Source organism: Aeromicrobium sp. (assembly GCF_037719875.1).
GTDB lineage: Bacteria > Actinomycetota > Actinomycetes > Propionibacteriales > Nocardioidaceae > Aeromicrobium.
The window spans coordinates 1-22,884 of sequence record NZ_JBBJMJ010000028.1 but is presented as its reverse complement, the minus strand read 5'-3'; the positions used below and the strand labels follow the sequence as shown (position 1 = coordinate 22,884).

The following is a 22,884-nucleotide window of genomic DNA, read 5'->3' as shown; positions in this document are numbered from 1 at the left end:
GAATGTCGACACGCGTGAGCATGACATCGCCGACTCCGACGACTACTTCCAGTATCACGGCGGCATGGTGGCGACGGTTCGCGCGCTGAGCGGCGCTGAGCCCAAGGCCTACGTCGGCGACTCCACGACCCCCGATGCCGTGCGCACCCGGACGCTGCAGGAGGAGACCACGCGCGTCTTCCGTGCCCGAGTCGTCAACCCACGGTGGATCGGCGCGATGCAGCGGCACGGCTACAAGGGGGCATTCGAGCTCGCTGCGACGGTCGACTACCTCTACGGCTTCGATGCCACGACGGGGGTCGTCCACGACTGGATGTACGAGACGCTCGCCAAGGAGTATGTGCTCGACAAGGACAACCAGGCGTTCATGAAGGATGCCAATCCGTGGGCGCTGCGGGGCATCATCGAGCGGCTCAACGAGGCGGTCGACCGTGACCTGTGGGCCGATCCGGATGCCGAGGTGCTGGCCGCGATGCAGGAGGTCTATCTCGACATCGAGGGGGATCTGGAGGATCGGGGGTGACCCGATGGATCCGGGTCATCGGCATCGGTGCGGGTCCTCCCGACCAGATCACGATCGAGGCCGTCGACGCGTTGCGGTCGGTCGACTGGTTCATCACCGCAGACAAGGGCCCGGGCGACCCGCTCCTGGCTGCCCGCGAGGCCCTGTTGGCACAACACGTCGGGGAAGGGTCCACGGTCGTGGCCGTACGCGATCCGGAGCGAGACCGTGCCGACCCCGCCGACTATCTGGCCGCCGTCACCGACTGGCACGACGCTCGCGCCGAGGCATACGAGCGGGCAATCCTCGACCGCGACGGCGACGTGGGCTTCCTGGTGTGGGGCGATCCGGCGTTCTACGACTCCACGATCCGCATCGTCCAGAAGGTGCTCGAGCGGGGCAACGTGGACGTCGAGTGGGACGTCATCCCCGGCATCTCGAGCCTTCAGCTGCTGGCGGCGCGCCACCGGATCGTGCTGCACGAGATCGGCCAGCCGATCGCCATCACGACGGGTCGTAGGCTGCGCGAGTCCATCGCCGCAGGCGCCGACAACCTGGTCGTGATGCTCAACTCCCGGTTGGAGCTCGATGGCCTGGACGACTGGCAGATCTGGTGGGGCGCCAACCTCGGCACCGCCCACGAGCGTCTCGTCAGCGGACCCGTGGGTGAGGTCGTCGGAGAGCTCGATGATGCGCGCGCCGCCGTCAAGGCCGCTGCGGGCTGGGTCATGGACGTCTACCTGCTGCGACGTCCCTGACCGCTCTCGCCCTGAGGACCTCTAGGGTTTCAGCGCGGTTCGTAGGGCCCGAGCCGCCGCGCGTACGTCCTCCGCGATCTCGCCGGCCGTGGTGACCGCGGCCTGGCTCATGCCACCGAGACACGTACGGTCGGTCGCGACCTCGAGCTCGTTGCGGGTAGCGGTCCCAGCTTCCGTGATGGCCCCTTCTGCATCGAGCCAGCCGCGCTCGCGCAGCCGGTCCTGACCTGCGGCCCACTCCTCATCGCTCCAGCCGCGCAGTGCCTGCTGCTGGGGGAACCTATTGCCGGCGGCGACGTTGAGCACGTTGGCGTCGATCCCGTTCAGGCCATGGGTGATGAGCACGGCGATATGACAGTCGCCGCGGAACTCGCGCAGCACCGCATTGGCGAGCCAGTAGCGACCGAGGTCGTCGGCGGGCAGCGCCAGCGACGCATGAGCCGCGGCGAGGGGCTTGCCGGCGAGGTCCAGCCCACCGATGATCTCGGTCAAGGCGTCGGCGAGCGGTGCCATCTGCTCGCCGCTCACGGCGCGACCGAGGACCGTCGTGGCAAGCTCGAGGCGAGCGTTGTTCACGGCTTCCGGGGTGGCGAGCGCCCACGCGTCCGGCAGTGCTCGGTGCACCAGGTGCGGCGCGAAACCGTGGAACGTCGCGATGACGAGCTCCGGCGATGCGGCACCCAGGGGCGCCGAACGCGAGGCGAAATAGCCCATCCACGAGCCCTTGAGCCCAACCGATGCATAGTGCTTGCCCGCCTCGGGGACGAGATAGACGAAGTTGTTGAGCGCTTCGACGGAGCGCCAGAACGGGGTGGGGACAGTCATCGCGCCAGTCTCGCTCATGTCCGGAGATGGCGCTGGACGCGGGCGACGACGGCTCGGTCGAGGTCGGTCAATCCTCGGGGTCGACCGGGGGCTCGGCCCCGACGCGCTCATCGCGGTCTGCCCAGTCCAGCAGCGGCGCGAGGTCGAACACCGCGGCGTCGATGCCGGCATGCAGGTCACCGAGCTCGGCATACCGGGGCGGCACGGTCTCGATCGTGAAGTCGTGCGGGTCGACGTCGTCGACCTCGTCCCAGCGGATCGGTGTCGAGACCCGCCCGTCGCCGAAACCGCGGACGGAGTAGGCCGCGGCGATGGTGTGGTCCCGCGCATTCTGGTTGTAGTCGACGAACAGCTGGGCAGGGTCACGGTCCTTGCGCCACCACGCCGTCGTGACGTCCTCGGGCGATCGCCGCTCGACCTCGCGGGCAAATGCGAGCGCCGCGCGGCGTACGTCCTTGAAGCCGTGCTCGGGCTTGATCCGCACATAGATGTGCATGCCGGAGCCCCCGGAGGTCTTGGGGAATCCGGTCGCTCCGATCTCGTCAAGCACCTCCTCAGCGACGCGGGCCACGCGGCGCACGGTCGCGAAGTCGCAGTCCGGCCCGGGGTCGAGGTCGATGCGCCACTCGTCGGGCGTCTCGACGTCGGCCCTGCGGCTGTTCCACGGGTGGAACTCGACGGTCGACATCTGCACGGCCCAGATCACCGCCGCCAGCTCGGTCACGCAGAGCTCGTCCGCGGTCCGGTTGTAGCGGGGGAACGTCACCCGCACGGTCTCGAGCCAAGGCGGAGCGCCGTTCGGCACCCGCTTCTGATGCACCTTGTCACCGGCAAGGCCCTTGGGGAAGCGGTGCAGCATGCACGGCCGCTCGTACAGCGCATTGACGATGCCGTCGCCGACCGCGAGGTAGTAGTCGACGAGGTCGAGCTTGGTCCAGCCGTGATCCGGGAAATAGACCCGATCGGGGTTGCTGACCCGCACGACCTTGTCATCGACCTCGATCTCCGCGGCGGGAGAGGATGCCTTCGCCATGGCCCAACGGTATGCGCTGCGGGGGTCTCTAGGGCCGACGCACGCCCGTCGGATTCGGGTATGCGACGGCACCGGAGGCCTCGACCCCGCGGGCCAGGGCCAGCAGCGGCTCCTCGATCGTGATCATCCGCCCGGTGGCCTCGCGGTCGATCCCAGCCGCGCACACGCGGTCGGTCGTGTCCTCGATCTGCTGCCGGGCGGAGCGGCCGGAGTCCGTGATGTCGCCACCGGCGTCAACCCACCCGCGGGTGGCCAGCCGCCCGATCGCGGCCGCCCACTGCTCCTCGGTCCATCCCCGCAGGCTGCGCTGTTGATCACCGGCGAGACCGGCCGCGACGGCGAGGGCATTGGCCGATGCTCCGTCGAGGCCCGCAGCGGTCAGCACCGCGACGTGGCAGTCGCCGCGATATTCGCGGATCACCGTCGCGGCGTGCCACAGCAGTCCGGGATCGTCGTCAGGCTCCGGGAGGGAGTGGTGGGCGGCGGCCAGTGGTTTGCCGGCGAAATCGATGCCGCGCGTGATCGCCGACAGCTCCCTGGCCAACCGCGCGGTGTCGGCATCTGCGAGCGCGGGAGCGAGGGCCTCGCGCGCCACGGCATAGCGGGTCGCCAGCACGTCGTCCCGCGTCGCCATGGACCATGCGTCAGGCAGCGCGCGCGCCACCATCGAGGGCGCGAAGCCGTGGAAGGTCGCGACGACGAGCTCGGGGTGCGGAGTCCCCATCGCCGCCGAGCGGGAAGCCAGGTAGCCCATCCAATAGCCCTTGAGGCCGACAGCCTCATAGCGTTGCTTGGCGTCGGGTGCGAAGTAGACGACGTCGTGGATGGCCTCGATCGAGCGCCAGAAGGCGGTGCCAGGGGTCATCCCGCCACGGTAGCGCCGTCAGGCCGGTCAGTAGGGTCGAGGTGATGACCGACACCACGCAGAACACCCGCATCCTGCTCGCCTCCCGCCCGCACGGTGAGCCCACCGCCGACAACTTCCACATCGAGAGGGCGCCGCTTCCGGAGCCGGCAGACGGCGAGGTGCTGCTCCGGACGATCTACCTCTCGCTGGATCCCTACATGCGTGGCCGGATGAACGACGCGAAGTCGTATGCCGCCCCAGTCGAGCTCGGCTCGGTGATGGAGGGTGGCACGGTTTCTGAGGTCGTGGAGTCCCGGGACGACTCGCTCGAGGTCGGTGACCTGGTGCTGTCGCACGTCGGCTGGCAGGCATACGGAGTGCAGCCCGCGCGCCACGTGCGCAAGCTCGATCCGGCTCGGGCGCCCATCTCGACGGCGGTCGGCGTCCTCGGCATGCCGGGGTTCACGGCATACGCGGGGTTGCTCGAGATCGGCAGGCCGCAGCCGGGGGAGACTGTCGTGGTCGCGGCGGCGGCCGGACCGGTTGGCTCGGCGGTCGGCCAGATCGCGCGGATCAAGGGCGCGCGTGCGGTCGGGATCGCCGGCGGTCCCGACAAGGTCGCGTGGCTCGAGGAGCTCGGCTTCGACGTCGCGCTGGACCACCGCTCGCCGACGTTCCGAGCCGACCTCGAGGCCGCTGTCCCGGACGGGATCGACGTCTACTTCGAGAATGTCGGCGGCCACGTGTGGGACGCCGTGCTGCCACGGCTCAACACCTATGCGCGGGTGCCGGTGTGCGGCCTGGTCGCTCACTACAACGAGACCGAGCCGCCAGCAGGCCCTGACCGGTCATCGAGGTTGATGGCCGCGATCCTGACCAAGAGCATCACGCTGCGCGGCTTCATCCAGCATGAGTTCGTCAAGGCCCGCTATCGCTCGTTCCAGGAGGAGGTGTCGTCGTGGATCGGCGACGGCAGCCTGCGCTATCGCGAGGACATCGTCGAGGGGCTCGACAATGCTCCAGATGCCTTCTTCGGTCTGCTCACGGGCAAGAGCTTCGGCAAGCTGCTCGTGCAGGTCGGCACCGACCCGACGCGCTGATCCTCAGTCCCGCGGGGGCGACTGACGGTGCACGAGGACGGGGCACGGTGCGTGGTTCATGACGCGGTGGGCCACCGAGCCCATCAGCACGGCCTCGGTGAATGTGCTGCGGCTCGCCATCACGATGAGGCCGGAGTCCAGCTCTCGGGCCGCCTTGACGATCTCGCCAGCCGGGGACCCACCGCGTACGTGCGTCGTTGTCTCGGGTCCCCACGCGCTGATCTCGTCGGCGATCGCGAGGGTCGCTCGCTCCGCCGCGCGCCGGAACGACATGTCCTCGATCTTTTCGGGTCCGGTCTCGGCCTCGTTGGAGAAGGGGACGGCCGCGAGCGGGCTGAGGACCGCGAGCACGGCGACGCCATCGAGCGTCTTCGGATCGGCGAATGACATCAGGTGACGAGCGGCCTCGAGGGAGCGCTGGGAGCCGTCGGTGGCGATGAGCACGTGCATGTGTCCTCCTTGGACGTCGGTCAGGTCGTGAGATCGGCCTCTTCGAGTGGTGGCGGGTCGCCCTGGGTGACGTAGTCATGGGCGTCGTTCATGGACCGTTTCCCCCAGGAGTGACGTTGCACACATGGTTTCACTGACCGGGAAGCACCGCGAGTCGGCGGCGGCATCTACCCGGGTCGGTGCCAGTCCGGCGCCGGGCAGGCCGGGCTCAAGGACGGGCGTAGCCGCGGCGGACCGTGCGGTCGAGGATGCCGAGCGTGCCGCGGAGGTTGGTCTCGGAGACCACGGGAAAGATTCCGGCGTCCTTCCAGTCCTGGCTCGCACCCGACCAGTCATAGATGGAGGTGACGAGTGTGCCGCCCTCAACCTGTGCGAGTCGATAGCCGTACACATGGCCGATGCCAGGGCGCACCCGGCCAAGCACGGACCACGTGATGAGCTGGTCGCGCTCAAGCTCCTCGATCGTGACGACCACGTCGTACTGGCCGTAGTCGGGGATGTCGTTCAGGGACTCGCGATCCATGTGCACGACGAAGGTGTCACCGACCGCCGTTGCCACCTGCCCGTCGGCGTCCTGAAGCATGCCGGAGGAGTCGATCGCGACATGCCCCTGCGGATCGCACAGCAGCGCGAAGATGTCTGCTGCCGGCGCGGCAATCAACCGCTCGGCCTCGAGGCGCTCAGTCATGCGCCGATCGTAGACAGTCTGCCGGCCCGTGGCGCCCGGGAGGTGTTGATTTGACCTGGAGTGCGCTCCAGGGTTCATGCTGAACGCATGACTGTGACCGAAGTGCCCCCTGAGGGGCTGACGATCAGTGCCGCCGCCGAGCTGAGCGGGCTGAGCGTCGACACCGTCCGTTATTACGAGAAGGAGGGGTTGTCCCTCCACCAGCCCGGTCGGTCGGCATCGGGGCAGCGCCGATACACCGAGGCCGACGTGCGCTGGCTCGGCACGCTCGTGATGCTCCGCAGGACCGGGATGCCCATCCGAGACGTCAGACGGTTCGTCGACCTGTACCGGGTCGATGGCAGCGAGCCGCAACGGCTCGCGATCCTCGAGGCGCACCGCGAGCGTGTGCTCGATGAGCTCAGCGAGGTCCAGACCCACCTGGACGCGATCAACCGCAAGATCGACTACTACAAGGACATGGTGAACCGATGAAGAGCACGGCATGGGGAAGTCAGGGCCTGGAGGCCAGCATCGAGGGCCTCGGGGCGATGGGGATGTCTGCCTTCTACGGAGATCGTGACGACGCGGAGTCGGCCGCGACGCTCAACCGGGCCCTGGATCTGGGTGTCACGATGATCGACACGGCCGAGATCTATGGCCCGTTCCTCAACGAGCTCCTGATCGGTCGCGCAATCGGCAGCCGCCGGGACGAGTTCGCGATAGCGACGAAGTTCGCCCGAAACACCTCCGACGAGGGTGTCATCGGTCCGCCCGACGGCAGCCCGGCGTATGCCCGCAAGGCGCTCGAGCGTTCGCTTCGCCACCTCGACATGGAGACGGTCGACCTCTACTACCTGCACCGGGTCGACCCGGACGTGCCGATCGAGGAGACCGTCGGTGCGATGGCCGAGTTCGTCCGGGAGGGCAAGGTCAAGTATCTCGGTCTGTCCGAGGCGGCGCCTGACACGATCCGCCGGGCCCATGCGACGCACCCGATCACGGCGGTGCAGACCGAGTACTCCCTGTTCGAGCGCAGCCCCGAGGTCAACGGTGTCCTCGACACGACGCGTGAGCTCGGCATCGGTTTCGTGGCGTATTCGCCGCTCGGTCGGGGAGTGCTCACGGGGGCGATCTCCTCGACGGCCGACCTCGCGGACCATGACTGGCGCCGTGGCATGCCGCGGTTCGGCGAGCAGAACCTCACGCACAACCTGACGGTCGTCGACAAGGTGCGCGCGCTGGCCGGCGCCAAGGGCGTCCCGCCCGCACAGCTTGCTCTGGCCTGGGTGCTTCACCAGGACGGTGCCGTGGCGATCCCCGGGACCAAGCGCCGCACCTACCTGGAGGACAACGTCGGCGCGGCCGATGTCGAGCTCACCGACGCAGACCTCGCCGCCCTCGCCGAGGCCGCGCCCGTGGGGGTGACCCGTGGTGAGCGCTATGACGAAGCGGGCATGAAGCAGGTCCACGTGTGACCTCCCGCCCGGGATGTCGGCGTCCGACATCCCGGGCGGTGATGCCGCTAGGGGATCGTGACGACGATCTTGCCCTGCGTTCGGCCGGTGTCCAGTGACGTGTGCGCGGCGGCGATGTCCGCGAGCGGGTAGGTCTCGCTGACGGTCGCAACGAGCTGGCCCGCGTCGATCCACCCGGCGATCTCGCGCAAGGCCTTGCCGTTGGGCGAGACCATCACCGCCGCAGACCTCACGCCGGCGGCCGAAGCTGCCTCCTCGAGCCCGTTACCGGTGCCGCTCGGCACGCCGATGATCAGGCCGCCCTCCCGGGTGACCTGGACCGACTCGACCCCGGTCGTGCCACCGACCAGGTCGAGGACCACGTCGATCTCGCGGCCCGCAAGCGACTCCGAGAACGGGCGTGCCTGATAGTCGATGACCTCGTCAGCGCCCAGACCCTTGACGAATGCTTGTTTCGCCTCGCTTGCGGTTGCCACGACCTCGGCCCCGAGGATCTTGGCGATCTGCACCGCGAAGTGCCCCACGCCGCCACCTGCTGCGTGGACGAGCACTTTCTGCCCGGGCTGCAGGTCGGCGACCTCTCGCAATGCCTTGAGCGCGGTCAGCGCGGCCAGCGGCACCGCGGCAGCTGAGCGGTCATCCAGCGTCGTGGGTGATGGCGCCCAATGCTCGGCCGGCCCGACGACGTACTCGCCGTAACCCGCCTGCTCCGGGAAGCTCGGCATGCCGAACACGCGGTCACCGACGTGGAATCCCTGGACGTCGGCACCGATCTGTTCGACCTCGCCGGCGAAGTCCCAGCCCACCGAGAACGGGAGCACGAACCCGATGGCCTGGCCCCGTCTCGTCTTGGCGTCGACCGGGTTGAGCGAGGCGGCGTGGGCTCGGACCAGGAGCTCGCCGGCCGCCGGGCTCGGGCGAGGGACGTCGACGGCTTGGAGGACCTCGGGCCCGCCGTGGGTCTTCTGGATGATGCGGATGGACATGATGCTCCTTGGGACGAGTGAGGTGTGTTCTCCCAGCCTCTCGTGGGTGGTATGGGTTTACAACCAGGCACTATTTTCATACCGACTAACCTGCGGGACACCACCGATGCCCAAGCTTCTTGACCCGACCGACGAGGTCTGCGCGACCGATGTCTATTTCGCGCGGCTGCCCCTCGCGGGCAGTGCTCAACCTCGTGGCCGGACGGTGGACCGCCCTGATCATCGGCTCGATGGAGACCGGCCCGCGCCGGTTCGGTGAGATCCGTCGCCAGCTCGACGGCATCACCCAGAAGGTCCTGACCGACAAGCTCCGCCGGCTCGAGCGTGACGGCATCCTCAAGCGCACCGTGGTCGAGCGGCCACTTGAGGTGCACTACGAATTGACGCCGCTTGGGCTCACGCTGATCGGTCCGTTGGCCGCCATCCGCGCGTGGGCCGAGGAGCACATCGGGGAGGTCGACGAATCGCGCGCAAGCTACGACGGCGACTATGCCTTGGCGTAGTGCAGAACCCACTCGACGAACGGTGTCGCCTCGCGCCAGTCGGCGCGCACACGGTCCAGCAGCTCAGGCGTGTGGATCACCGGCTCGAAGCCGTACGACTTGCCCAGCGTCATCGATCGGTGGCGCAGCAGCTCGATGCGCGGGTGATCGATGTCGTAGCCTCGCGGGGCCGTCTTGAGCCTGTCGCCGCCGAGCTCCCACCCGGCTGCCTGCATCGCCACGAGGATCTCCTCGAGCTCGCCTCCGCGACGCCGGTCGACAATTGCCTCACGGATGCTCGCGAGACGCGGTGATGACGCCTCGTAGAACCCGACACCGACACGCGCCCCCGGTGCCCCGATCTGCACGTAGTAGCCGGTCGACGGGCCCTTGGGCACGAATGCGCCCTGGTGCGTCTTGTAGGGCGTCTTGTCCTTGGCGAACCGCACATCGCGATAGGGCCTGAAGACCTTGGCCTCGCCGAACTCGTCCGCAAGGGCCGCGGTCAGGGCTTTCATCGGCGCCGCGACCGCGGTGTCGTATGTCGGCTTGTGCGCTTCCCAGTACGACTTGGTGTTGTCCATCTCGAGGTCGTCGTAGAAGTCGAGGGCCTCGACAGGGAATCCGGTGAACTCGGGCACCCCCTGAGCCTACGGCCGCACCTTCGACTGCGGCTCAGACCGTGGCGAACTCGTAGTCGGTGAGCGGGAAGTGGCCCGCCTGCCACATCGTCTCGATCGTGGTGCTCGCGCGGAACGGCGTGTCGCCGTGCTCGTCGAAGTAGTAGCTGTTCGCGACGCTGCACGACTCCTCGGTGAACACCTGCCGCGGACGCCGCGCGAGCATCGTCGCGAAGTAGCGGGCGTTGGCGTCCTGCTTCACCTCGATCGCGCGGGCACCGAGCTTGCGGGCCTGGGTCAGGCAGCGGACGATGTGCGCCATCTGCGTCTCGATCAGGTTGAAGTACGACGAACCGTTGTAGCCGTAGGGGCCGAGGATCGAGAACATGTTGGGGAAGCCGGGGACGCTGACGCCTTCGTATGCCTGGGCCCGGTTCTCGGCCCACCAGTCGCCGAGGTCGGCACCGCGGCTCGTGCAGGGGAAGCCCGGCATGTTGTCGCGCTCGAAGACCTTGAACCCGGTTGCCAGCACGAGCACGTCGACCTGGTGCTCGGTACCGGTGGCGGTCCGGACACCGGTCGGCGTGATCGCATCGATCGGATCGGTCTCGAGGTGGACGTCATCCCGGTTGAATGTTGACAGGTAGCTGTTGTGAAAGCTCGGCCGCTTGCAGCCGACGGCATACCTGGGTGTCAGCTTCTCGCGCACGGCCGGGTCGGTGACCTGGTTCTTGAGCGCCTTGCGGCCGAGCTTCTCGCCGGACCCCGCAAGGTTCAGTGGGTGATGGAAGTGTGCGGCCAACGGGAAGGTCAGCTCGACGTAGGTCTGACTGGCGAGCCGGGCGACCCGCTTCGCGCCGGGAATCTTGCTGAGAATTGCCCGCGTCCTGCCTGACAGGGCGGCGTCCGGCTTGGGGAGGCACCAGATGGCTGTGCGTTGGAAGACTCTCAGGTGCTCGACCTCGTCGGCGATCGCCGGGATCAGCTGGACTGCAGAGGCGCCGGTGCCGATCACGGCGACCCGCTTGCCCTGCAGGTCGAGGTCGTGGTCCCAACGGGCGGTGTGCACGGTCTCGCCGGTGAAGGTGTCGAAGCCGTCGATCGCCGGCGCCTTGGGCTTGGTCAGCACCCCGGTGGCGTTGATGATGTAGCGGGCCGTGAGCTCGTCGCCGTTGGCGGTGGTGACGGTCCAGGTCGCGTCGTCGTCATCGTAGGAGGTGCCGACGACCCCGCTGTTGAGCCGGATCCGGTTGCGGAGGCGATACTTGTCGACGCAGTGCTCGGCATATCCCTTGAGCTCGTCGCCGGGCGCATACACCCGCGTCCACCGGCTGCTCTGCTCGAATGAGAACTGGTAGCTGAACGACGGGATGTCGACCGCGACCCCGGGGTAGGTGTTCCAGTGCCACGCGCCGCCGACACCGTCGCCCTCCTCAAGCACCAGGTAGTCGGAGAACCCGGCCTTGTCGAGCATGATTGCCGCGCCGATCCCGGAGAAGCCACCGCCGATGACCAGGACGTCGTGGTCAGGATGCACAGGCGATGCCTTTCGGTGGGATGCGGGCTAGCCAACCTTGCCATTGATCAATGTCAAGGTCAAGTCGCGGGGTGGACCGTCAATCGCGTGTCTGGCGTCAGGGGACCAGCAGCACCTTGCCGGTGGCCCGGCGCTCGTCCAGCGTGAGGAGGGCCTGAGTCGTCTCGGCCAGCGCGAACGTCGGGCCGACCACGGGCTTCAACGCGCCGCTCTCGAGGTGCGGCACCAGAGCGGCCCATTCCTTGGCGATGTGACCCGGCCGTGACAGGACGTATGCTCCCCAGCCGACGCCGACGACCGCGACATTGTTGAGCAGCAACCGGTTGACCTTGACGGTCGGGATCTCGCCCGCGGTGAACCCGATCACGAGCACCCTGCCGTCGTCCTTGAGGCAGCGCAGCGAGTCGGTGAAACGGTCGCCGCCGACCGGGTCGACCACGATGTCGACCCCGCCTTCGCGCTTGACCGCGTCCTTGAATCCCTCGGCGAGCACGAACTCGTCGGCGCCTGCCTCGAGCGCGACGGCGCCCTTCTCGGCGGTCGACGTGACGGCGATGACGCGGCCGGCGCCGAAGGCCTTGGCAACCTGGATCGCCGCGGTCCCGATGCCGCCGGCAGCACCGTGCACCAGCACCGACTCGTCGGCCCGAAGGTGACCGCGCTCGACGAGGGCGAAGTAGGCCGTGCCGTAGTTGAAGATGATCGACGCACCCTGCTCGTACGAGATGTTGTCGGGGATCTTGAACGTCGTCTCGAGCGGCGCGACCGCCTCCTCCGCGAAACCGCCCAGAAGGCACAACGCGGCGACGCGATCGCCGGGGGTGAAGCCCGAGCCGTCTGGCGCGCTGATGACCTCACCGGCAATCTCGGCGCCCGGGGTGAACGGGAGCTCGGGCTTCATCTGATAGAGCCCTCGGCTCTGGAGCACCTCGGGAAACGCCACGCCCGCCGCGCGGACGCGGATCAGGACCTGGTCGGGACTGGGCTCCGGAGTGGGGAGCTCGACGAGCTCGACCGCCGATGGGCCGTCGAGCGTGGTGATCTGCACGGCTTTCATGATCGAGACGATAGTGCATTGCTAAGCGGCTGCTTAGTTGTCTGGCCCAGTCTGGCGCTACCGTCAGCAAATGGATCACCATGACGCCTCTGAGTCCCGCAAGCAAGCCGATGGCCGTTCGCCGTTCGACAAGTTCGTCGAGGCGGCGCACCAGCGCGTCAGTCGGGCGCCGTTCTTCGGCCTCTGCGTCGGCATCGTCCTCGTCTGGTTCGCCAGCGTGCCGTTGTGGCCGGACCTCAAGTCGTGGCAGGTCGCGATACATACCGTGGCCAGCGTCCTCTCACTGCTCTTGTTGGTGCTGCTTGAGAACGCGAGCAGGCGGGCTGAGGAGGCGTCGCAGGAGAAGCTCAACGTCCTCGCTGAGGCGTTGTCGGCTCTGATGGTGTCTCGGGCGCAGGACGACCCGAAGCTTGCAGAGTCCGTCCGGAAGCTGCACGAGGCGATCGGTCTGGAGGACCGGCACTGAGGCGAAGCTGCCTTCGCCAGGCTCTGGGTATGCTGCCCCGGTGGGGGGATCCGTGGACGTCGAGGTCGCCCAATGGGTGGCCGAGCACCGGGTAGCGACCGTCACGGTGATCTGCCGCCGGCTCGAGGATCTCGGAACGTCGGTGACGTTCTTCCTCGTCGTCGGAATCATCTGCCTCGTGGTCGCGACGTGGCTGCGGTTGTGGCGGTACGTTCCGCGTGCCCTGTTGGCAGTGATCCTCTCGGTGTTGGCCTGCGGCCAGCTCAAGCCGCGGATCGACCGGCCGCGCCCGGCGGCTGACCTCGCCCTTTCGATGCTGTCGGGTCCCGCGATGCCGTCGTCGCACGCGATGTTCACCGCGTCCGCCGTCACCGCAGTGCTGCTGGCCCCGATGTGGACGTCGCAGCAGCTCCACCGCCTGGTGATGATCGTCGGCATCACCGGCTGCCTGATCAGCGGCGCTGCGATGATCTATCTCGGGGGCCACTGGTTGACCGATGTCCTCGTCGGCTGGCTGCTCGGCGCCGGCATCGCGGCGGCGGTCATGAAGGTCCCGACACGCAGGTTGAGCGGCAGATTTGTCTGACGCCTGATCCGGCGGCCACCGGCACTCTGGCGGCAACGAGCGGTGACCTAGCGACCTTTCCGACGTCCCGAAAGGTGGCTAGGTCACCGCCGCCTGAGCCGACGGGAGACAATGCACCGTGCGCCTCATCGACCTGCTCCCGTCTGGGACGACGACCGACGAGGACGCCGTCTATGACGCGATCACCCACTGGGTCGACGCGCGGGGCCTGACGCTCTATCCGGCCCAGGACGAGGCGATCCTCGAATGTGTCGCCGGGTCGAATGTCATCCTTGCCACGCCCACGGGGTCCGGCAAGAGCCTCGTCGCGACCGGCGCGATGGCCGCAGCGCTCGCGCGCGGTGAGTGCAGCGTCTACACCGCGCCGATCAAGGCACTCGTCAGCGAGAAGTTCTTCGACCTGTGCGAGATATTCGGCGCGGACAACGTCGGCATGGTCACCGGCGATGCCGCGGTCAATGCCGATGCTCCGATCATCGCCGCCACCGCCGAGATCCTCGCCAACATGGCGCTGCGGGAGGGGGCCGGCGCCGACATCGGACTCGTCGTGATGGATGAGTTCCACTTCTATGCCGACCCGGACCGTGGCTGGGCCTGGCAGGTGCCTCTGATCGAGCTGCCGCATGCCCAGTTCCTGCTGATGTCGGCGACGCTCGGCGACACGACCCGGTTCGAGGCCGACCTGAGCAGGCGTACCGGGCGCTCGACCGCGCTCGTGACGACATCGGAGCGCCCGGTCCCGTTGATCTCCGAGTACGTCACGACGCCGATCCAGGAAACCCTCGAGCAGCTGCTCGAGACGCACCAGGCGCCGGTGTACGTGGTCCATTTCACCCAGCTCTCGGCCCTCGAGCGGGCGCAGGCGCTGACCAGCATCAAGGTCGCGACCCGCGAGGAGCGCGACGTGATCGCCGAGCACCTCGGTGACTTCCGGTTCTCCTCGGCATTCGGCAAGACGCTGTCGCGACTCGTACGGATGGGGGTCGGGGTGCACCACGCCGGGATGCTGCCGCGCTATCGCCGGCTCGTCGAGACGCTGACCCAGGCCGGACTGCTCAAGGTGGTCTGCGGCACCGACACGCTCGGCGTGGGCATCAACGTGCCGATCCGGACGGTGCTGTTCAGCGGGCTGTCGAAGTATGACGGGATCCGGCAGCGGCAGCTCCAGGTGCGCGAGTTCCAGCAGATCGCCGGCCGCGCGGGGCGGGCCGGTTTCGACACCGTCGGACATGTCGTGGTCGAGGCGCCCGAGCACGACATAGAAAATGCGCGACTCCTCCGCAAGGCCGGCGACGATCCCAAGAAGCAGCGCAAGATCAATCGCAAGAAGGCGCCAGAGGGATTCGTCTCGTGGGGTCAGGGCACGTTCGACAAGCTGTCGAGCGGCACTCCGGAGCCGCTGGTCTCCCGCATGCGGGTCAGCCACGCGATGGTGCTCGACGTCATCTCCCGTCCCGGCGATGCCATCGCATCGCTCGAGCACCTGATCCGTGAGAGCGACGAGACCGAAGATTCGCAGGACCGGCTGCTGGCGCAGGTCGAGGAGATCGTCGAGGCGTTGCTCGCAGGGGGAGTCGTGGAGCGGGTGGATCCACCCGACAGCGAGGGCCGTACGCTCCGGCTGACCGTCGACCTGCAGGCCAACTTCGCGCTCAACCAGCCCCTGTCGCCGTTTGCCGTCGCGGCGTTCGATCTCCTGGACCGCGATGACCCGGCATACGCGCTCGACCTGGTCTCGGTCGTCGAGGCGACGCTGGACGACCCACGGCCGATCATCAATGCGCAGCGTCATCGTGCCCGCGGCGAAGCGATCAACGAGATGAAGATGGACGGCATCGAGTACGACGAGCGGATGGAGCTGCTCGAGGAGATCACCCACCCCAAGCCGCTCGAGGAGCTGCTCGGCGTCGCCTACGAGTCATATCGCCAGGGGCACCCGTGGGTGGCCGACCACGAGCTGCGGCCCAAGTCGGTCGTGCGCGAGATGTGGGAGCGGGCGATGACGTTCTCCGAGCTGATCGGGGACTATCAGCTTGCCCGGTCTGAAGGGCTTGTGCTGCGCTATCTCTCCGATGTCTACAAGACCCTCGGCCGGACGGTTCCCGAGCAGCTGCGCAACGAGGAGCTCGTCGACCTGACCGAGTGGCTCGGCGAGCTCGTGCGCCAGACCGACTCCAGCCTGCTCGATGAGTGGGAGCAGCTCATCAATCCGGACACCGACCCCCAGGACGTTCGCCCGAAGGCGATGGGTGCGGACATTCCGCGGCCCGTCACGGGAAACCCGAGGGCGTTCCGGGTGCTGGTGCGCAATGCGATGTTCCGCCGGGTCGAGCTCGCCGCGTTCGGCCGATGGAGCGCCCTGGCCGAGCTCGACGCCGACGACGGTTGGGATGCGGCCGCGTGGATGGAGGCGATGGCGGCCTACCGCGAGGAGTACGACGACATCGGTACCGGCCCGGGGTCGCGTGGCCCCGACCTCTTCCTGGTCGAGGAGGGTGCGCGGTCGTGGACCGTGCGTCAGACCTTCGACGACCCCGACGGCGACCGAGACTGGGGCATCACCGCCCACGTCGATCTCGACGCGAGTGACGAGGCCGGCGAAGCCGTCGTCACCGTGCTCGCCGTCGGGCCTCGGTGAGGCGCGCTGCTCCCGCTTGGCGGTGACCTAGCGACCTTTCCGGGAGGGCGATACGTCGCTAGGTCACCGCACCCGAAGGCGATAGGCCTCAGCGGGCGGTCAGCTTCAGCGGGGCTTTGTCTCCGGGTATGTTCGTGATGTTGCGCAGCTTGTTGGGGGCGGCCGAGTCGGTGCTGACCTCATATCGCTGGAGCACCTCGCGCAGCACGACGGCGCCCTCCATCAGGGAGAATGCCGCACCGATGCATCGGCGTACGCCTCCGCCGAAGGGGATCCACGTGTTCGCCGCGACCTTGGTGTCGACGAAACGATCCGGCTTGAACAGGTGCGCGTCGGCAAAGCTGGCCTCGCGGCTGTGCGACAGCATGATCGACGGGGTGACAGTCGTGCCGCGGGGGAGCAGCCGGCCCGCGACGACCTGATCGCTCTGCAGCGTGCGGGCGACGAAGTCGATGATGGGGTGCAGCCGCATCGACTCCTTGAGGCACGCCTCGAGGAAGGTATCGTCGCCGGCATCGGCGGCAGCCAGGGCGCGAGCGTGGATCTCGGGGCTGCGCCCGATCTCGTGCAGAGTCCACGACAGCGCCGATGCGGTCGTCTCGTGTCCGGCAAGCAGCAGCGTCACGAGCTGGTCCCGCATCTCGGCGTCGGTGAGCGGCGTCTCGTCGGAGTCGTCGTCGCCGACACGTAGCAGCCGTGACAACACGTCGTCGCGACCCTCGAGGTCGTGGGCGTCACGCCGCTCGGCGATCTCGGCGTAGAGGAGCCGGTCGACTGCTTGCTGGTTCTTGAAGTAGCCGCGCCACGGAGGAAGCGCGAACAGGCGGGGGTAGGACCACGCGAGCAGCATCTTGGCGTCGATGTTGACCATGCGGTTGACCTTGGGGCGCAGCACCGCGAGGCGTTCCTCATCGGTGACGCCGAACACGACCTGCAGGATGACATCGAGGGTGATGGCATTCATCCGGTCGAGCGTCACGAGCGTGTCGCCGTCATGCCATGTGTCGACCTCGGTCTTGGCGATCGCCTCGACGAGCGGCTGGTAGGCGCGCATCGAGGGCCCCGTGAATGCCGGCATCAGGAGCTTGCGCGCCCGCTGGTGCTCTCCGTCGTCGGTCAGCAGCACCGAGTGCTCACCCATGACCGGCTTGAGGATCTCGTTGCCCTTGCCGGCGTGGAACTGCGACGGGTCGGCGGCAAAGATCTCCTTGACGTCGGCCGGGTCGCTGAACACGACCAGGGTGCGGGGTCCGGGCAGGATCCGCAGGGAGAACGTGTCGCCGAACTCCTCGTGGTATGCCGGGATGGTCCCGGATCGATCGCGAAGAAATTTCCACGTCATCCTTGCCGGCGACAGCGCCGGGCCGTCAGGGATGTCGTATGTCATGCCGCTTGCTCCCAGGCGAAGTCCGGGGTGTTGACCTTGCGGGTCTCCCACCAGTACTGGAAGGTGAACTTCGGCCAGATCGTGCGGTTCTTGCCGTGGCTGTCGAGATACCACGACGTGCAGCCGCCTTGTGTCCAGATGCCCTTCTCGACGAGCTTCTGGATCTCGATGTTGAACGCGGTCTGAGCCTCCTTGGTCGGCTCCACCGCCACTGCGCCACGCCGGTCCATCTCATCGAGCATACGGACGATGAACTTGGTCTGCTGCTCGATCATGAAGACGACCGAGTTGTGGCCCAGCGCAGTGTTGGGGCCGAGCATGAAGGCGAGGTTGGGGAACTCGTTGACCATGATGCCCATGTATGTCTCGACGCCACCCTCGCGGAACTTCGCGGCGAGGTCGACTCCACCCTTGCCCTTGATGTCGAGGAAGTCGAATGCGTCGATCGTGTGGAAACCCGTGCCATAGATGACGATGTCGGCCTCGTGCTTGACGCCATTGCCGTCGATCACGCCGTCCGCGACGATCTCGACCACCCCGTCGGTGCTGAGCTCGACATTCTCGCGCAGCATCGTGGGGTAGTAGGTGTTGGACTGCAGGACCCGCTTGCAGCCGAGCCGGTAGTCCGGTGTCAGCTTGGCCCGGAGCTCCTGGTCGGGAATCGTCTTGGCGAGGTAGCGCTTCACGATCTTCTCGGCGACAGGGAGGATGTTGACGTGCCCGTTGAAGCCGATCGCGCGGGCCTCGAGGGTCCAGTAGAGAGCGTTGCGATAGGCCCGCTGAGCACCCGGCACCTTGGCGAACAGGCTCTTGCGCCACTCTGCGGTGGGCTTGTCCTTCTTGGGCAGGACCCAGGGAGGTGTTCGCTGGAAGACCGTCAGCTGCTCGACCTCCTGCGCGATGATCGGGATGAACTGGATCGCGCTCGCGCCGGTGCCGATCACGACGACCTTCTTGCCCAACAGATCGACCGAGTGATCCCAGCTGGCGGAGTGGAACTTGGGGCCTTCGAATGTCTCCGCGCCGACGATCTCGGGGATGTTGGGGATGTGCAGTCCGCCGACCCCGGCGATCACGACTCGGGCCTCGTAGTCCTCGCCCTTGGCGGTGCGGACCGTCCAGACCCTGCGGGCGTCATCCCATACGGCGCCGGTGACCTCGACGCCGAAGTCGATGTAGGGACGGATGCCCTGCTCGTCGGCGACCTTGCGCATGTAGGCCCAGATCTCCTCCTGGCCGGAGAAGCTCTTGCTCCACTCGGTGTTGAGCTCGTAGGAGAACGAGTACATGTGGCTGGGGATGTCGCACTCGCACCCCGGATAGGTGTTGTCCCGCCACGTGCCGCCGACATCGCTGGCCTTCTCGAGGACCACGAAGTCCTCACGCCCTGATTCGCGGAGCTTCATGGCCGCGCCCATGCCGGAGAAGCCGGTGCCGATGATGACGATGTCCTTTTTGATCACATTTCAGATACTATCGGTATCTGAGTATGATGCAATGGGTTCCGGGTCACACGATCCCGGCGAACGAGGGAGCGGTGGGTGTCGGTCGGCAGCGAGCGGATCACCAGGGCCGAGCGGCAGGCGCAGACCCGCGATCGGCTGATCGAGGTCGCCCGCGAGATGTTTTTGTCCGACGGTTACGCAGCCACGTCCCTCGACAAGGTCGCCGTACGAGCAGGGTTCTCCAAGGGCGCGGTCTACTCCAACTTCGCCGGCAAGGAGCAGCTCTGCATGGCGGTGCTCGACAGCATCCACGAGGAGCAGATCGAGGGCGTGGTCACGGCCTTCTCCCGGGACACCGACCTCGATGGACGCATCGAGGCGTTTGCTGCATGGGCTCGAGAGGGCCTCGGCCAGCCACGCTGGACCGCCCTCGAAGTCGAGTTCGGCGCGATCGCCCGCCAGAGCCCGTATGTCGCGACCGAGCTGGTCAAGCGCCACCGCGAGATCCGCGGCGCGATCGCCGGGCTCGTCCGGCAGGTCACCGCAGAGGCAGGGCTGGGCGATGCGGTCGACGCCGATCAGGCGGCCACGACGCTACTGAGCCTCGGCATCGGTCTTGGCACCCTGCGATCGCTGGACAACACGATTGATGTCGGTGTCTTCGCCGACACGATGCGTTCGCTGCTCAAGAGCTCGAGGGCCTAGCCTCCTCGGCCTGGCCCCGACAGGCCCCACCTCAGCCGGCGGGTGTCACCCTGAGGATCTGGTCGTTGCTGCCGTTGGACGTCGTCAGGAAGAGCGCCCCGTCGGGCCCGAGGACGGCAGCGCGGAGCCGGCCGTACTGACTACTGCGCAGCTCCGGTGGCAGCTCCGTCGACTGAAGCGTGCCGTCGGCGGCGAACCTCATGATTCGCAGCGACGCGTCCTTGAGGGCCGCGACGGCCAGCGCTCCTTGCCACGGTCCCCATCGGGGTGAGTCCAGGAAGGTTGCACCGCTCGTCGCGACGGTGGGATCGCCGGACCTCCAGCGGGCCGCGACCTGTGCGCCCGGGATCTGGTAGTCGGTCATCGGCGAGTTGGCTCCCTCGTTGTAGGCAGGGTCACTTGATGTGCGCCTGACGGGGTTCCAGCCGTAGTTGCCACCGAATGTGAGCTGGTTGACCTCGTCGTCCCGGTAGCTCCCGTGCTCGACGGACCAGATCGTGCCGTTGCTGCGACGGGCCAGGCCCTGCACGTTACGGTGGCCGTACGTGTAGAGGCGCCGCTTCATGAGGATGCTGCTGCTGGCGTAGGGGTTGGTCGAGATGCCCAGCCCCGTCGTCGCGTCGACCCGCAGGACCTTTCCGCCACCGGACGTCCGCGCTTGGGGGACGGTGCCCGTCGCGGCGTCGCCCGTGCCGATGAACAGGTTGTTGCGGATCCCTTTGACGAGGGCGCATCCACCGTGCCGACCGCTGGTCGAGGGCAATCCCGACACGAGGGTCCGCTTGATCGTCGCGGCAGTCATCTCCGGGTTGAGGTGCCAGCGCACCACGCGTACGTCCTGCGTGGATCCGGCCTGGTAGCCGTGGCAGGTGAAGAAGTCGCGGGTGGTCGAGAAGTCGGCCGCCAGCTCCACCGACATCAGGCCGGTCTCACCTGCGGCCCACATGCCCGCGGGTGAGTTGAGCACGACCTGCTCTGTGCCGTTGGCGCGGCGCAGGGTCAGTCGCTTGGCGGTTCGCTCGGTGTAGAGCATCGATCCGTCGGGCAGGAACGCCAGGTCCCACGGGATGGTGAGCCCGGATCTGACCACCTCGATGGTCAGGGCAGGGCCCTCAGCCTCGACAGGCGCAGCGGCCAGCAGCGGGGCGATGAGCAGGGCGGGAAGCAGCAGCCAGCGTCTCATCCACCCAGTGTGCGCTTGCGGAGGGGCAATGCGCCCGTGAACGGACTCAGTAACCGCCGTTTGCCTTGAAACGGTCGTAGCTGGCCTGGATCTCGGCCTCGGCCTCGATGCGACCGGTCCAGGTGGAGCCCTCGACTGACTTGCCCGGCTCGAGGTCCTTGTAGACCGTGAAGAAGTGCTCGATCTCGAGTCGGTCGAACTCCGGCACGTGGTGAATGTCGCGCAGGTGCTCCTGGCGCGGGTCCTTGGCGGGGACGCAGAGGACCTTGTCGTCGCCTCCGGCCTCGTCGGTCATGCGGAACATGCCGATCGTGCGGCAGGAGATGACGCAACCGGGGAAGGTCGGCTCCGACAGCAGCACCAGAGCATCGAGCGGATCGCTGTCCAGGCCCAGCGTGTCGTCGATGAATCCGTAGTCAGCGGGATACTGGGTGGCGGTGAACAGCGTGCGGTCGAGGCGGATGCGATGCGTCGCGTGATCGACCTCGTACTTGTTGCGGCTGCCCTTCGGGATCTCCACGGTGACGTCGAAAATCACTGGTGCCTCCGGCGGTTGAAATCGGGGAGCGCGCGCCGTGGGCGCCGCGCAATGGGGTCTCTATAGTCTGGCGCATGTGGCGTCTCAACGGGAATCCAGGGTCTCGAAGTCTCGAGGCGGCCTGGCCATCCCGGCGATCGTCCTCGTCGTGGTCGCGACGCTCGGAGTGTTCCTGTGGTCCAGGGGGGACCTCAACAGCCTGATCTGCGACGGCGACTGCGGACCCTCCAACGTCATCCCACCGCGGGCACTCACGACCGACTCGGTCCCCGCACTGGCGACACCGGGGCGACGGAGTCCCGGCGACATCGACCCGGCCAAGCTGTCGGCCGCGGTCGCACCGGCGCTCAAGGCCTCAGCGCTCGGAGCGCGCGTGGGCTTCTCGGCGCTCACCCCTGCCAATGCCGCGCGGGTCGCGTCGTCAGGCGCCGGAGCCTACGTACCGGCCTCCACGACCAAGCTGCTCACGGGATTTGCCGCGCTCTCGTTGATCGACCCGCAGACCAGGTTCACGACCCGGGTGGTGGGCAGCGGTGACCGCATCGTGCTGGTCGGCGGCGGAGACCCCTATCTCGCGGTCAGGAAGTCCAGGACAGACGACCGCGTGGTCCGCGCCGACCTCGCGACCCTCGCGAAGCGCACGACTGCTGCGCTCAAGAAGTCCGGGACGACCACCGTGCGCCTCGGCTTCGACGCATCCCTGTTCACCGGGCCCGATGCGAGTCCGGCATGGGAGCCGACGTATGTCAGTCAGAACATCGTGACGCCGGTCAGCGCGCTCTGGGCCGACCAGGGGGTGCAGAACGGCATACGCGCCAAGGACCCAGCAGCCAGCGCCGCGCGCACCTTCGCCGACCTGCTCGAGAGCCGGGGCATCACGGTGACCGGTGATCCTGCTCGGACCAGCGCGCCGGACGGGACGACGGTCCTGGGCATGGTCCGCAGCGCGACGGTCGCGCAGATCATCGAGACGCTGATCCGTACGAGCGACAACCAGGCCTCGGAGGTCATGCTGCGCCAGCTGGCGATCACCGCCGACGAGCCCGCGAGCTTCGACGGCGGGACCAAGGCCGTGACCGACGTGCTTGACGCCGCAGACATCGACACGACGGGTCTGGTGCTCCGGGACGGCAGTGGGCTCTCGCGACGCAACCGCATCTCACCTCTGACGCTGGCGCAGACCGTCGGTCTCTCAGCGTCGACGCCGCGCACGTCCGGGCTGGTCTCGGATCTGCCCGTGAGCGGCTTCACCGGCACGTTGATCGGCCGATTCGGCAGGCTCCCGTCGGCGCTGGGGACGGTTCGGGCCAAGACTGGGACGCTGACCGGAGTCCACTCCCTTGCTGGATATGCGCTCGACGCCGACGGCCGCCCCGTCGCCTTCGCCGTGATGGCCGACCGCACCGACAAGGCTGCGCCGCTGGAGGCCCAGGCTGCGCTCGACAAGGTCGCCGCCGCAATCGCCGCCTGCTCATGCGGTTAGACGCTCACTCGCTGCGCTCGTTCGGTCTCCGCGACTACGGTTGGGGGCCTGATCGATTGGAAGCTCGCGCGCTCGACCGCGACGCTGCTGTCGAAGCCAGGCCCAGACGGG

At 67.7% G+C, this 22,884-nt stretch carries 24 protein-coding genes; 11 read left to right on the top strand and 13 right to left on the bottom strand.

Translation table 11 applies throughout. The annotated features are described in order from the left end of the window. Together WKF39_RS16385 and cobF are read left to right on the top strand one after the other, a co-directional pair. Nucleotides 1–523, top strand: a 523-nt coding sequence (locus tag WKF39_RS16385) for a cobaltochelatase subunit CobN (protein ID WP_340390380.1), incomplete at its 5' end; no start/stop codon positions are given. Then, entirely contained in the window at nt 520–1,260 is a 741-nt protein-coding gene (cobF, locus tag WKF39_RS16380; protein ID WP_340390378.1) for a precorrin-6A synthase (deacetylating), read from the top strand. The genes WKF39_RS16385 and cobF, both read left to right, overlap by 4 nt. 21 nt (nt 1,261–1,281) lie before the next feature. On the opposite strand, the gene WKF39_RS16375 is transcribed toward cobF, so the two are convergent. The 3 genes from WKF39_RS16375 to WKF39_RS16365 all read right to left on the bottom strand — a co-directional run bounded on the left by WKF39_RS16375 (nt 1,282) and on the right by WKF39_RS16365 (nt 3,983). Then, entirely contained in the window at nt 1,282–2,085 is an 804-nt protein-coding gene (locus WKF39_RS16375; RefSeq protein ID WP_340390376.1) for a hypothetical protein, read from the bottom strand. Between the two features lie 67 nt (nt 2,086–2,152). Next, nucleotides 2,153–3,118: a non-homologous end-joining DNA ligase gene (ligD, locus tag WKF39_RS16370; protein ID WP_340390374.1), complete on the bottom strand. Its 966-nt coding sequence runs from the start codon at nt 3,116–3,118 to the stop codon at nt 2,153–2,155. 28 nt (nt 3,119–3,146) lie between these two features. Further along, nucleotides 3,147–3,983: a hypothetical protein gene (locus tag WKF39_RS16365; RefSeq protein WP_340390372.1), complete on the bottom strand. Its 837-nt coding sequence runs from the start codon at nt 3,981–3,983 to the stop codon at nt 3,147–3,149. Between the two features lie 44 nt (nt 3,984–4,027). On the opposite strand from WKF39_RS16365, the gene WKF39_RS16360 reads away from it, so the two are divergent. Then, nucleotides 4,028–5,065 carry an NADP-dependent oxidoreductase gene (locus tag WKF39_RS16360; protein ID WP_340390370.1) on the top strand — a complete coding sequence of 346 codons (1,038 nt, stop codon included), beginning with the start codon at nt 4,028–4,030 and terminating at the stop codon, nt 5,063–5,065. 3 nt (nt 5,066–5,068) lie between these two features. Here WKF39_RS16360 and WKF39_RS16355 read toward each other — a convergent pair whose 3' ends face one another. Then, nucleotides 5,069–5,515 carry a universal stress protein gene (locus WKF39_RS16355; protein ID WP_340390368.1) on the bottom strand — a complete coding sequence of 149 codons (447 nt, stop codon included), beginning with the start codon at nt 5,513–5,515 and terminating at the stop codon, nt 5,069–5,071. Between the two features lie 208 nt (nt 5,516–5,723). Continuing rightward, nucleotides 5,724–6,203, bottom strand: a complete 480-nt coding sequence (locus WKF39_RS16350; RefSeq protein WP_340390366.1) for a polyketide cyclase — start codon at nt 6,201–6,203, stop codon at nt 5,724–5,726. 87 nt (nt 6,204–6,290) lie between these two features. Here WKF39_RS16350 and WKF39_RS16345 point away from each other — a divergent pair, with 87 nt between their 5' ends. Then, nucleotides 6,291–6,677 carry a MerR family transcriptional regulator gene (locus WKF39_RS16345; protein ID WP_340390365.1) on the top strand — a complete coding sequence of 129 codons (387 nt, stop codon included), beginning with the start codon at nt 6,291–6,293 and terminating at the stop codon, nt 6,675–6,677. Next, on the top strand, nt 6,674–7,660 hold the full coding sequence (locus WKF39_RS16340) for an aldo/keto reductase (protein WP_340390363.1): 987 nt from the start codon (nt 6,674–6,676) through the stop codon (nt 7,658–7,660). Before WKF39_RS16345 ends, WKF39_RS16340 begins: the two co-directional genes overlap by 4 nt. A 47-nt stretch (nt 7,661–7,707) precedes the next feature. Here WKF39_RS16340 and WKF39_RS16335 read toward each other — a convergent pair whose 3' ends face one another. Then, the gene (locus WKF39_RS16335) at nt 7,708–8,646 is read right to left on the bottom strand and encodes an NADP-dependent oxidoreductase (RefSeq protein ID WP_340390361.1); all 939 of its coding nucleotides are present in this window, start codon (nt 8,644–8,646) and stop codon (nt 7,708–7,710) included. A gap of 149 nt (nt 8,647–8,795) precedes the next feature. On the opposite strand from WKF39_RS16335, the gene WKF39_RS16330 reads away from it, so the two are divergent. Then, nucleotides 8,796–9,149, top strand: a complete 354-nt coding sequence (locus tag WKF39_RS16330; protein WP_340390359.1) for a helix-turn-helix domain-containing protein — start codon at nt 8,796–8,798, stop codon at nt 9,147–9,149. On the opposite strand, the gene WKF39_RS16325 is transcribed toward WKF39_RS16330, so the two are convergent. From WKF39_RS16325 to WKF39_RS16315, 3 genes are all read right to left on the bottom strand, one after another. Then, entirely contained in the window at nt 9,134–9,769 is a 636-nt protein-coding gene (locus tag WKF39_RS16325) for a DUF2461 domain-containing protein (RefSeq protein WP_340390357.1), read from the bottom strand. The two genes, WKF39_RS16330 and WKF39_RS16325, sit on opposite strands and share 16 nt — an antisense overlap. A 34-nt stretch (nt 9,770–9,803) precedes the next feature. After that, entirely contained in the window at nt 9,804–11,285 is a 1,482-nt protein-coding gene (locus tag WKF39_RS16320) for an NAD(P)/FAD-dependent oxidoreductase (RefSeq protein ID WP_340390355.1), read from the bottom strand. Nucleotides 11,286–11,382: 97 nt separating this feature from the next. Continuing rightward, nucleotides 11,383–12,342, bottom strand: coding sequence for an NADPH:quinone oxidoreductase family protein (locus WKF39_RS16315; protein WP_340390353.1), 960 nt, complete (start codon nt 12,340–12,342; stop codon nt 11,383–11,385). A gap of 70 nt (nt 12,343–12,412) precedes the next feature. Here WKF39_RS16315 and WKF39_RS16310 point away from each other — a divergent pair, with 70 nt between their 5' ends. The 3 genes from WKF39_RS16310 to WKF39_RS16300 all read left to right on the top strand — a co-directional run bounded on the left by WKF39_RS16310 (nt 12,413) and on the right by WKF39_RS16300 (nt 16,032). Continuing rightward, nucleotides 12,413–12,808: a low affinity iron permease family protein gene (locus WKF39_RS16310; RefSeq protein ID WP_340390351.1), complete on the top strand. Its 396-nt coding sequence runs from the start codon at nt 12,413–12,415 to the stop codon at nt 12,806–12,808. Nucleotides 12,809–12,848: 40 nt separating this feature from the next. Beyond that, on the top strand, nt 12,849–13,394 hold the full coding sequence (locus WKF39_RS16305; RefSeq protein ID WP_340390349.1) for a phosphatase PAP2 family protein: 546 nt from the start codon (nt 12,849–12,851) through the stop codon (nt 13,392–13,394). Nucleotides 13,395–13,512: 118 nt separating this feature from the next. Beyond that, nucleotides 13,513–16,032 carry a DUF3516 domain-containing protein gene (locus WKF39_RS16300; RefSeq protein WP_340390348.1) on the top strand — a complete coding sequence of 840 codons (2,520 nt, stop codon included), beginning with the start codon at nt 13,513–13,515 and terminating at the stop codon, nt 16,030–16,032. Nucleotides 16,033–16,120: 88 nt separating this feature from the next. Here the strand turns inward: WKF39_RS16300 and WKF39_RS16295 are convergent, their stop codons facing one another. After that, nucleotides 16,121–17,419, bottom strand: coding sequence for a cytochrome P450 (locus tag WKF39_RS16295; RefSeq protein ID WP_340390346.1), 1,299 nt, complete (start codon nt 17,417–17,419; stop codon nt 16,121–16,123). Then, entirely contained in the window at nt 17,416–18,882 is a 1,467-nt protein-coding gene (locus WKF39_RS16290; protein ID WP_340390344.1) for an NAD(P)/FAD-dependent oxidoreductase, read from the bottom strand. The genes WKF39_RS16295 and WKF39_RS16290 overlap by 4 nt, the downstream gene beginning before the upstream one ends. 78 nt (nt 18,883–18,960) lie before the next feature. Here WKF39_RS16290 and WKF39_RS16285 point away from each other — a divergent pair, with 78 nt between their 5' ends. Beyond that, nucleotides 18,961–19,569 carry a TetR/AcrR family transcriptional regulator gene (locus WKF39_RS16285; RefSeq protein WP_340390342.1) on the top strand — a complete coding sequence of 203 codons (609 nt, stop codon included), beginning with the start codon at nt 18,961–18,963 and terminating at the stop codon, nt 19,567–19,569. A gap of 31 nt (nt 19,570–19,600) precedes the next feature. On the opposite strand, the gene WKF39_RS16280 is transcribed toward WKF39_RS16285, so the two are convergent. After that, nucleotides 19,601–20,752, bottom strand: a complete 1,152-nt coding sequence (locus WKF39_RS16280) for a PQQ-dependent sugar dehydrogenase (RefSeq protein ID WP_340390340.1) — start codon at nt 20,750–20,752, stop codon at nt 19,601–19,603. A gap of 46 nt (nt 20,753–20,798) precedes the next feature. Further along, nucleotides 20,799–21,290 (bottom strand): inorganic diphosphatase, encoded by a 492-nt coding sequence (locus WKF39_RS16275; RefSeq protein ID WP_340390338.1) that lies wholly within the window; start codon nt 21,288–21,290, stop codon nt 20,799–20,801. A gap of 76 nt (nt 21,291–21,366) precedes the next feature. Between WKF39_RS16275 and dacB the strand changes: the two genes are divergently transcribed. After that, nucleotides 21,367–22,773: a D-alanyl-D-alanine carboxypeptidase/D-alanyl-D-alanine-endopeptidase gene (gene dacB / locus WKF39_RS16270; RefSeq protein ID WP_340390336.1), complete on the top strand. Its 1,407-nt coding sequence runs from the start codon at nt 21,367–21,369 to the stop codon at nt 22,771–22,773. Nucleotides 22,774–22,884: the final 111 nt, after the last annotated feature.

Bases quoted from the DNA above. Each gene is read 5' to 3' on its own strand.
- WKF39_RS16330 (WP_340390359.1), top strand. From the start codon at position 8,796: ATGTCTATTTCGCGCGGCTGCCCCTCGCGGGCAGTGCTCAACCTCGTG.
- WKF39_RS16315 (WP_340390353.1), bottom strand. From the start codon at position 12,342: ATGAAAGCCGTGCAGATCACCACGCTCGACGGCCCATCGGCGGTCGAG.
- WKF39_RS16335 (WP_340390361.1), bottom strand. From the start codon at position 8,646: ATGTCCATCCGCATCATCCAGAAGACCCACGGCGGGCCCGAGGTCCTC.
- WKF39_RS16360 (WP_340390370.1), top strand. From the start codon at position 4,028: ATGACCGACACCACGCAGAACACCCGCATCCTGCTCGCCTCCCGCCCG.
- WKF39_RS16310 (WP_340390351.1), top strand. From the start codon at position 12,413: ATGGATCACCATGACGCCTCTGAGTCCCGCAAGCAAGCCGATGGCCGT.
- WKF39_RS16355 (WP_340390368.1), bottom strand. From the start codon at position 5,515: ATGCACGTGCTCATCGCCACCGACGGCTCCCAGCGCTCCCTCGAGGCC.
- WKF39_RS16280 (WP_340390340.1), bottom strand. From the start codon at position 20,752: ATGAGACGCTGGCTGCTGCTTCCCGCCCTGCTCATCGCCCCGCTGCTG.
- ligD (WP_340390374.1), bottom strand. From the start codon at position 3,118: ATGGCGAAGGCATCCTCTCCCGCCGCGGAGATCGAGGTCGATGACAAG.
- WKF39_RS16365 (WP_340390372.1), bottom strand. From the start codon at position 3,983: ATGACCCCTGGCACCGCCTTCTGGCGCTCGATCGAGGCCATCCACGAC.
- WKF39_RS16345 (WP_340390365.1), top strand. From the start codon at position 6,291: ATGACTGTGACCGAAGTGCCCCCTGAGGGGCTGACGATCAGTGCCGCC.
- WKF39_RS16340 (WP_340390363.1), top strand. From the start codon at position 6,674: ATGAAGAGCACGGCATGGGGAAGTCAGGGCCTGGAGGCCAGCATCGAG.
- WKF39_RS16375 (WP_340390376.1), bottom strand. From the start codon at position 2,085: ATGACTGTCCCCACCCCGTTCTGGCGCTCCGTCGAAGCGCTCAACAAC.
- WKF39_RS16295 (WP_340390346.1), bottom strand. From the start codon at position 17,419: ATGACATACGACATCCCTGACGGCCCGGCGCTGTCGCCGGCAAGGATG.
- WKF39_RS16350 (WP_340390366.1), bottom strand. From the start codon at position 6,203: ATGACTGAGCGCCTCGAGGCCGAGCGGTTGATTGCCGCGCCGGCAGCA.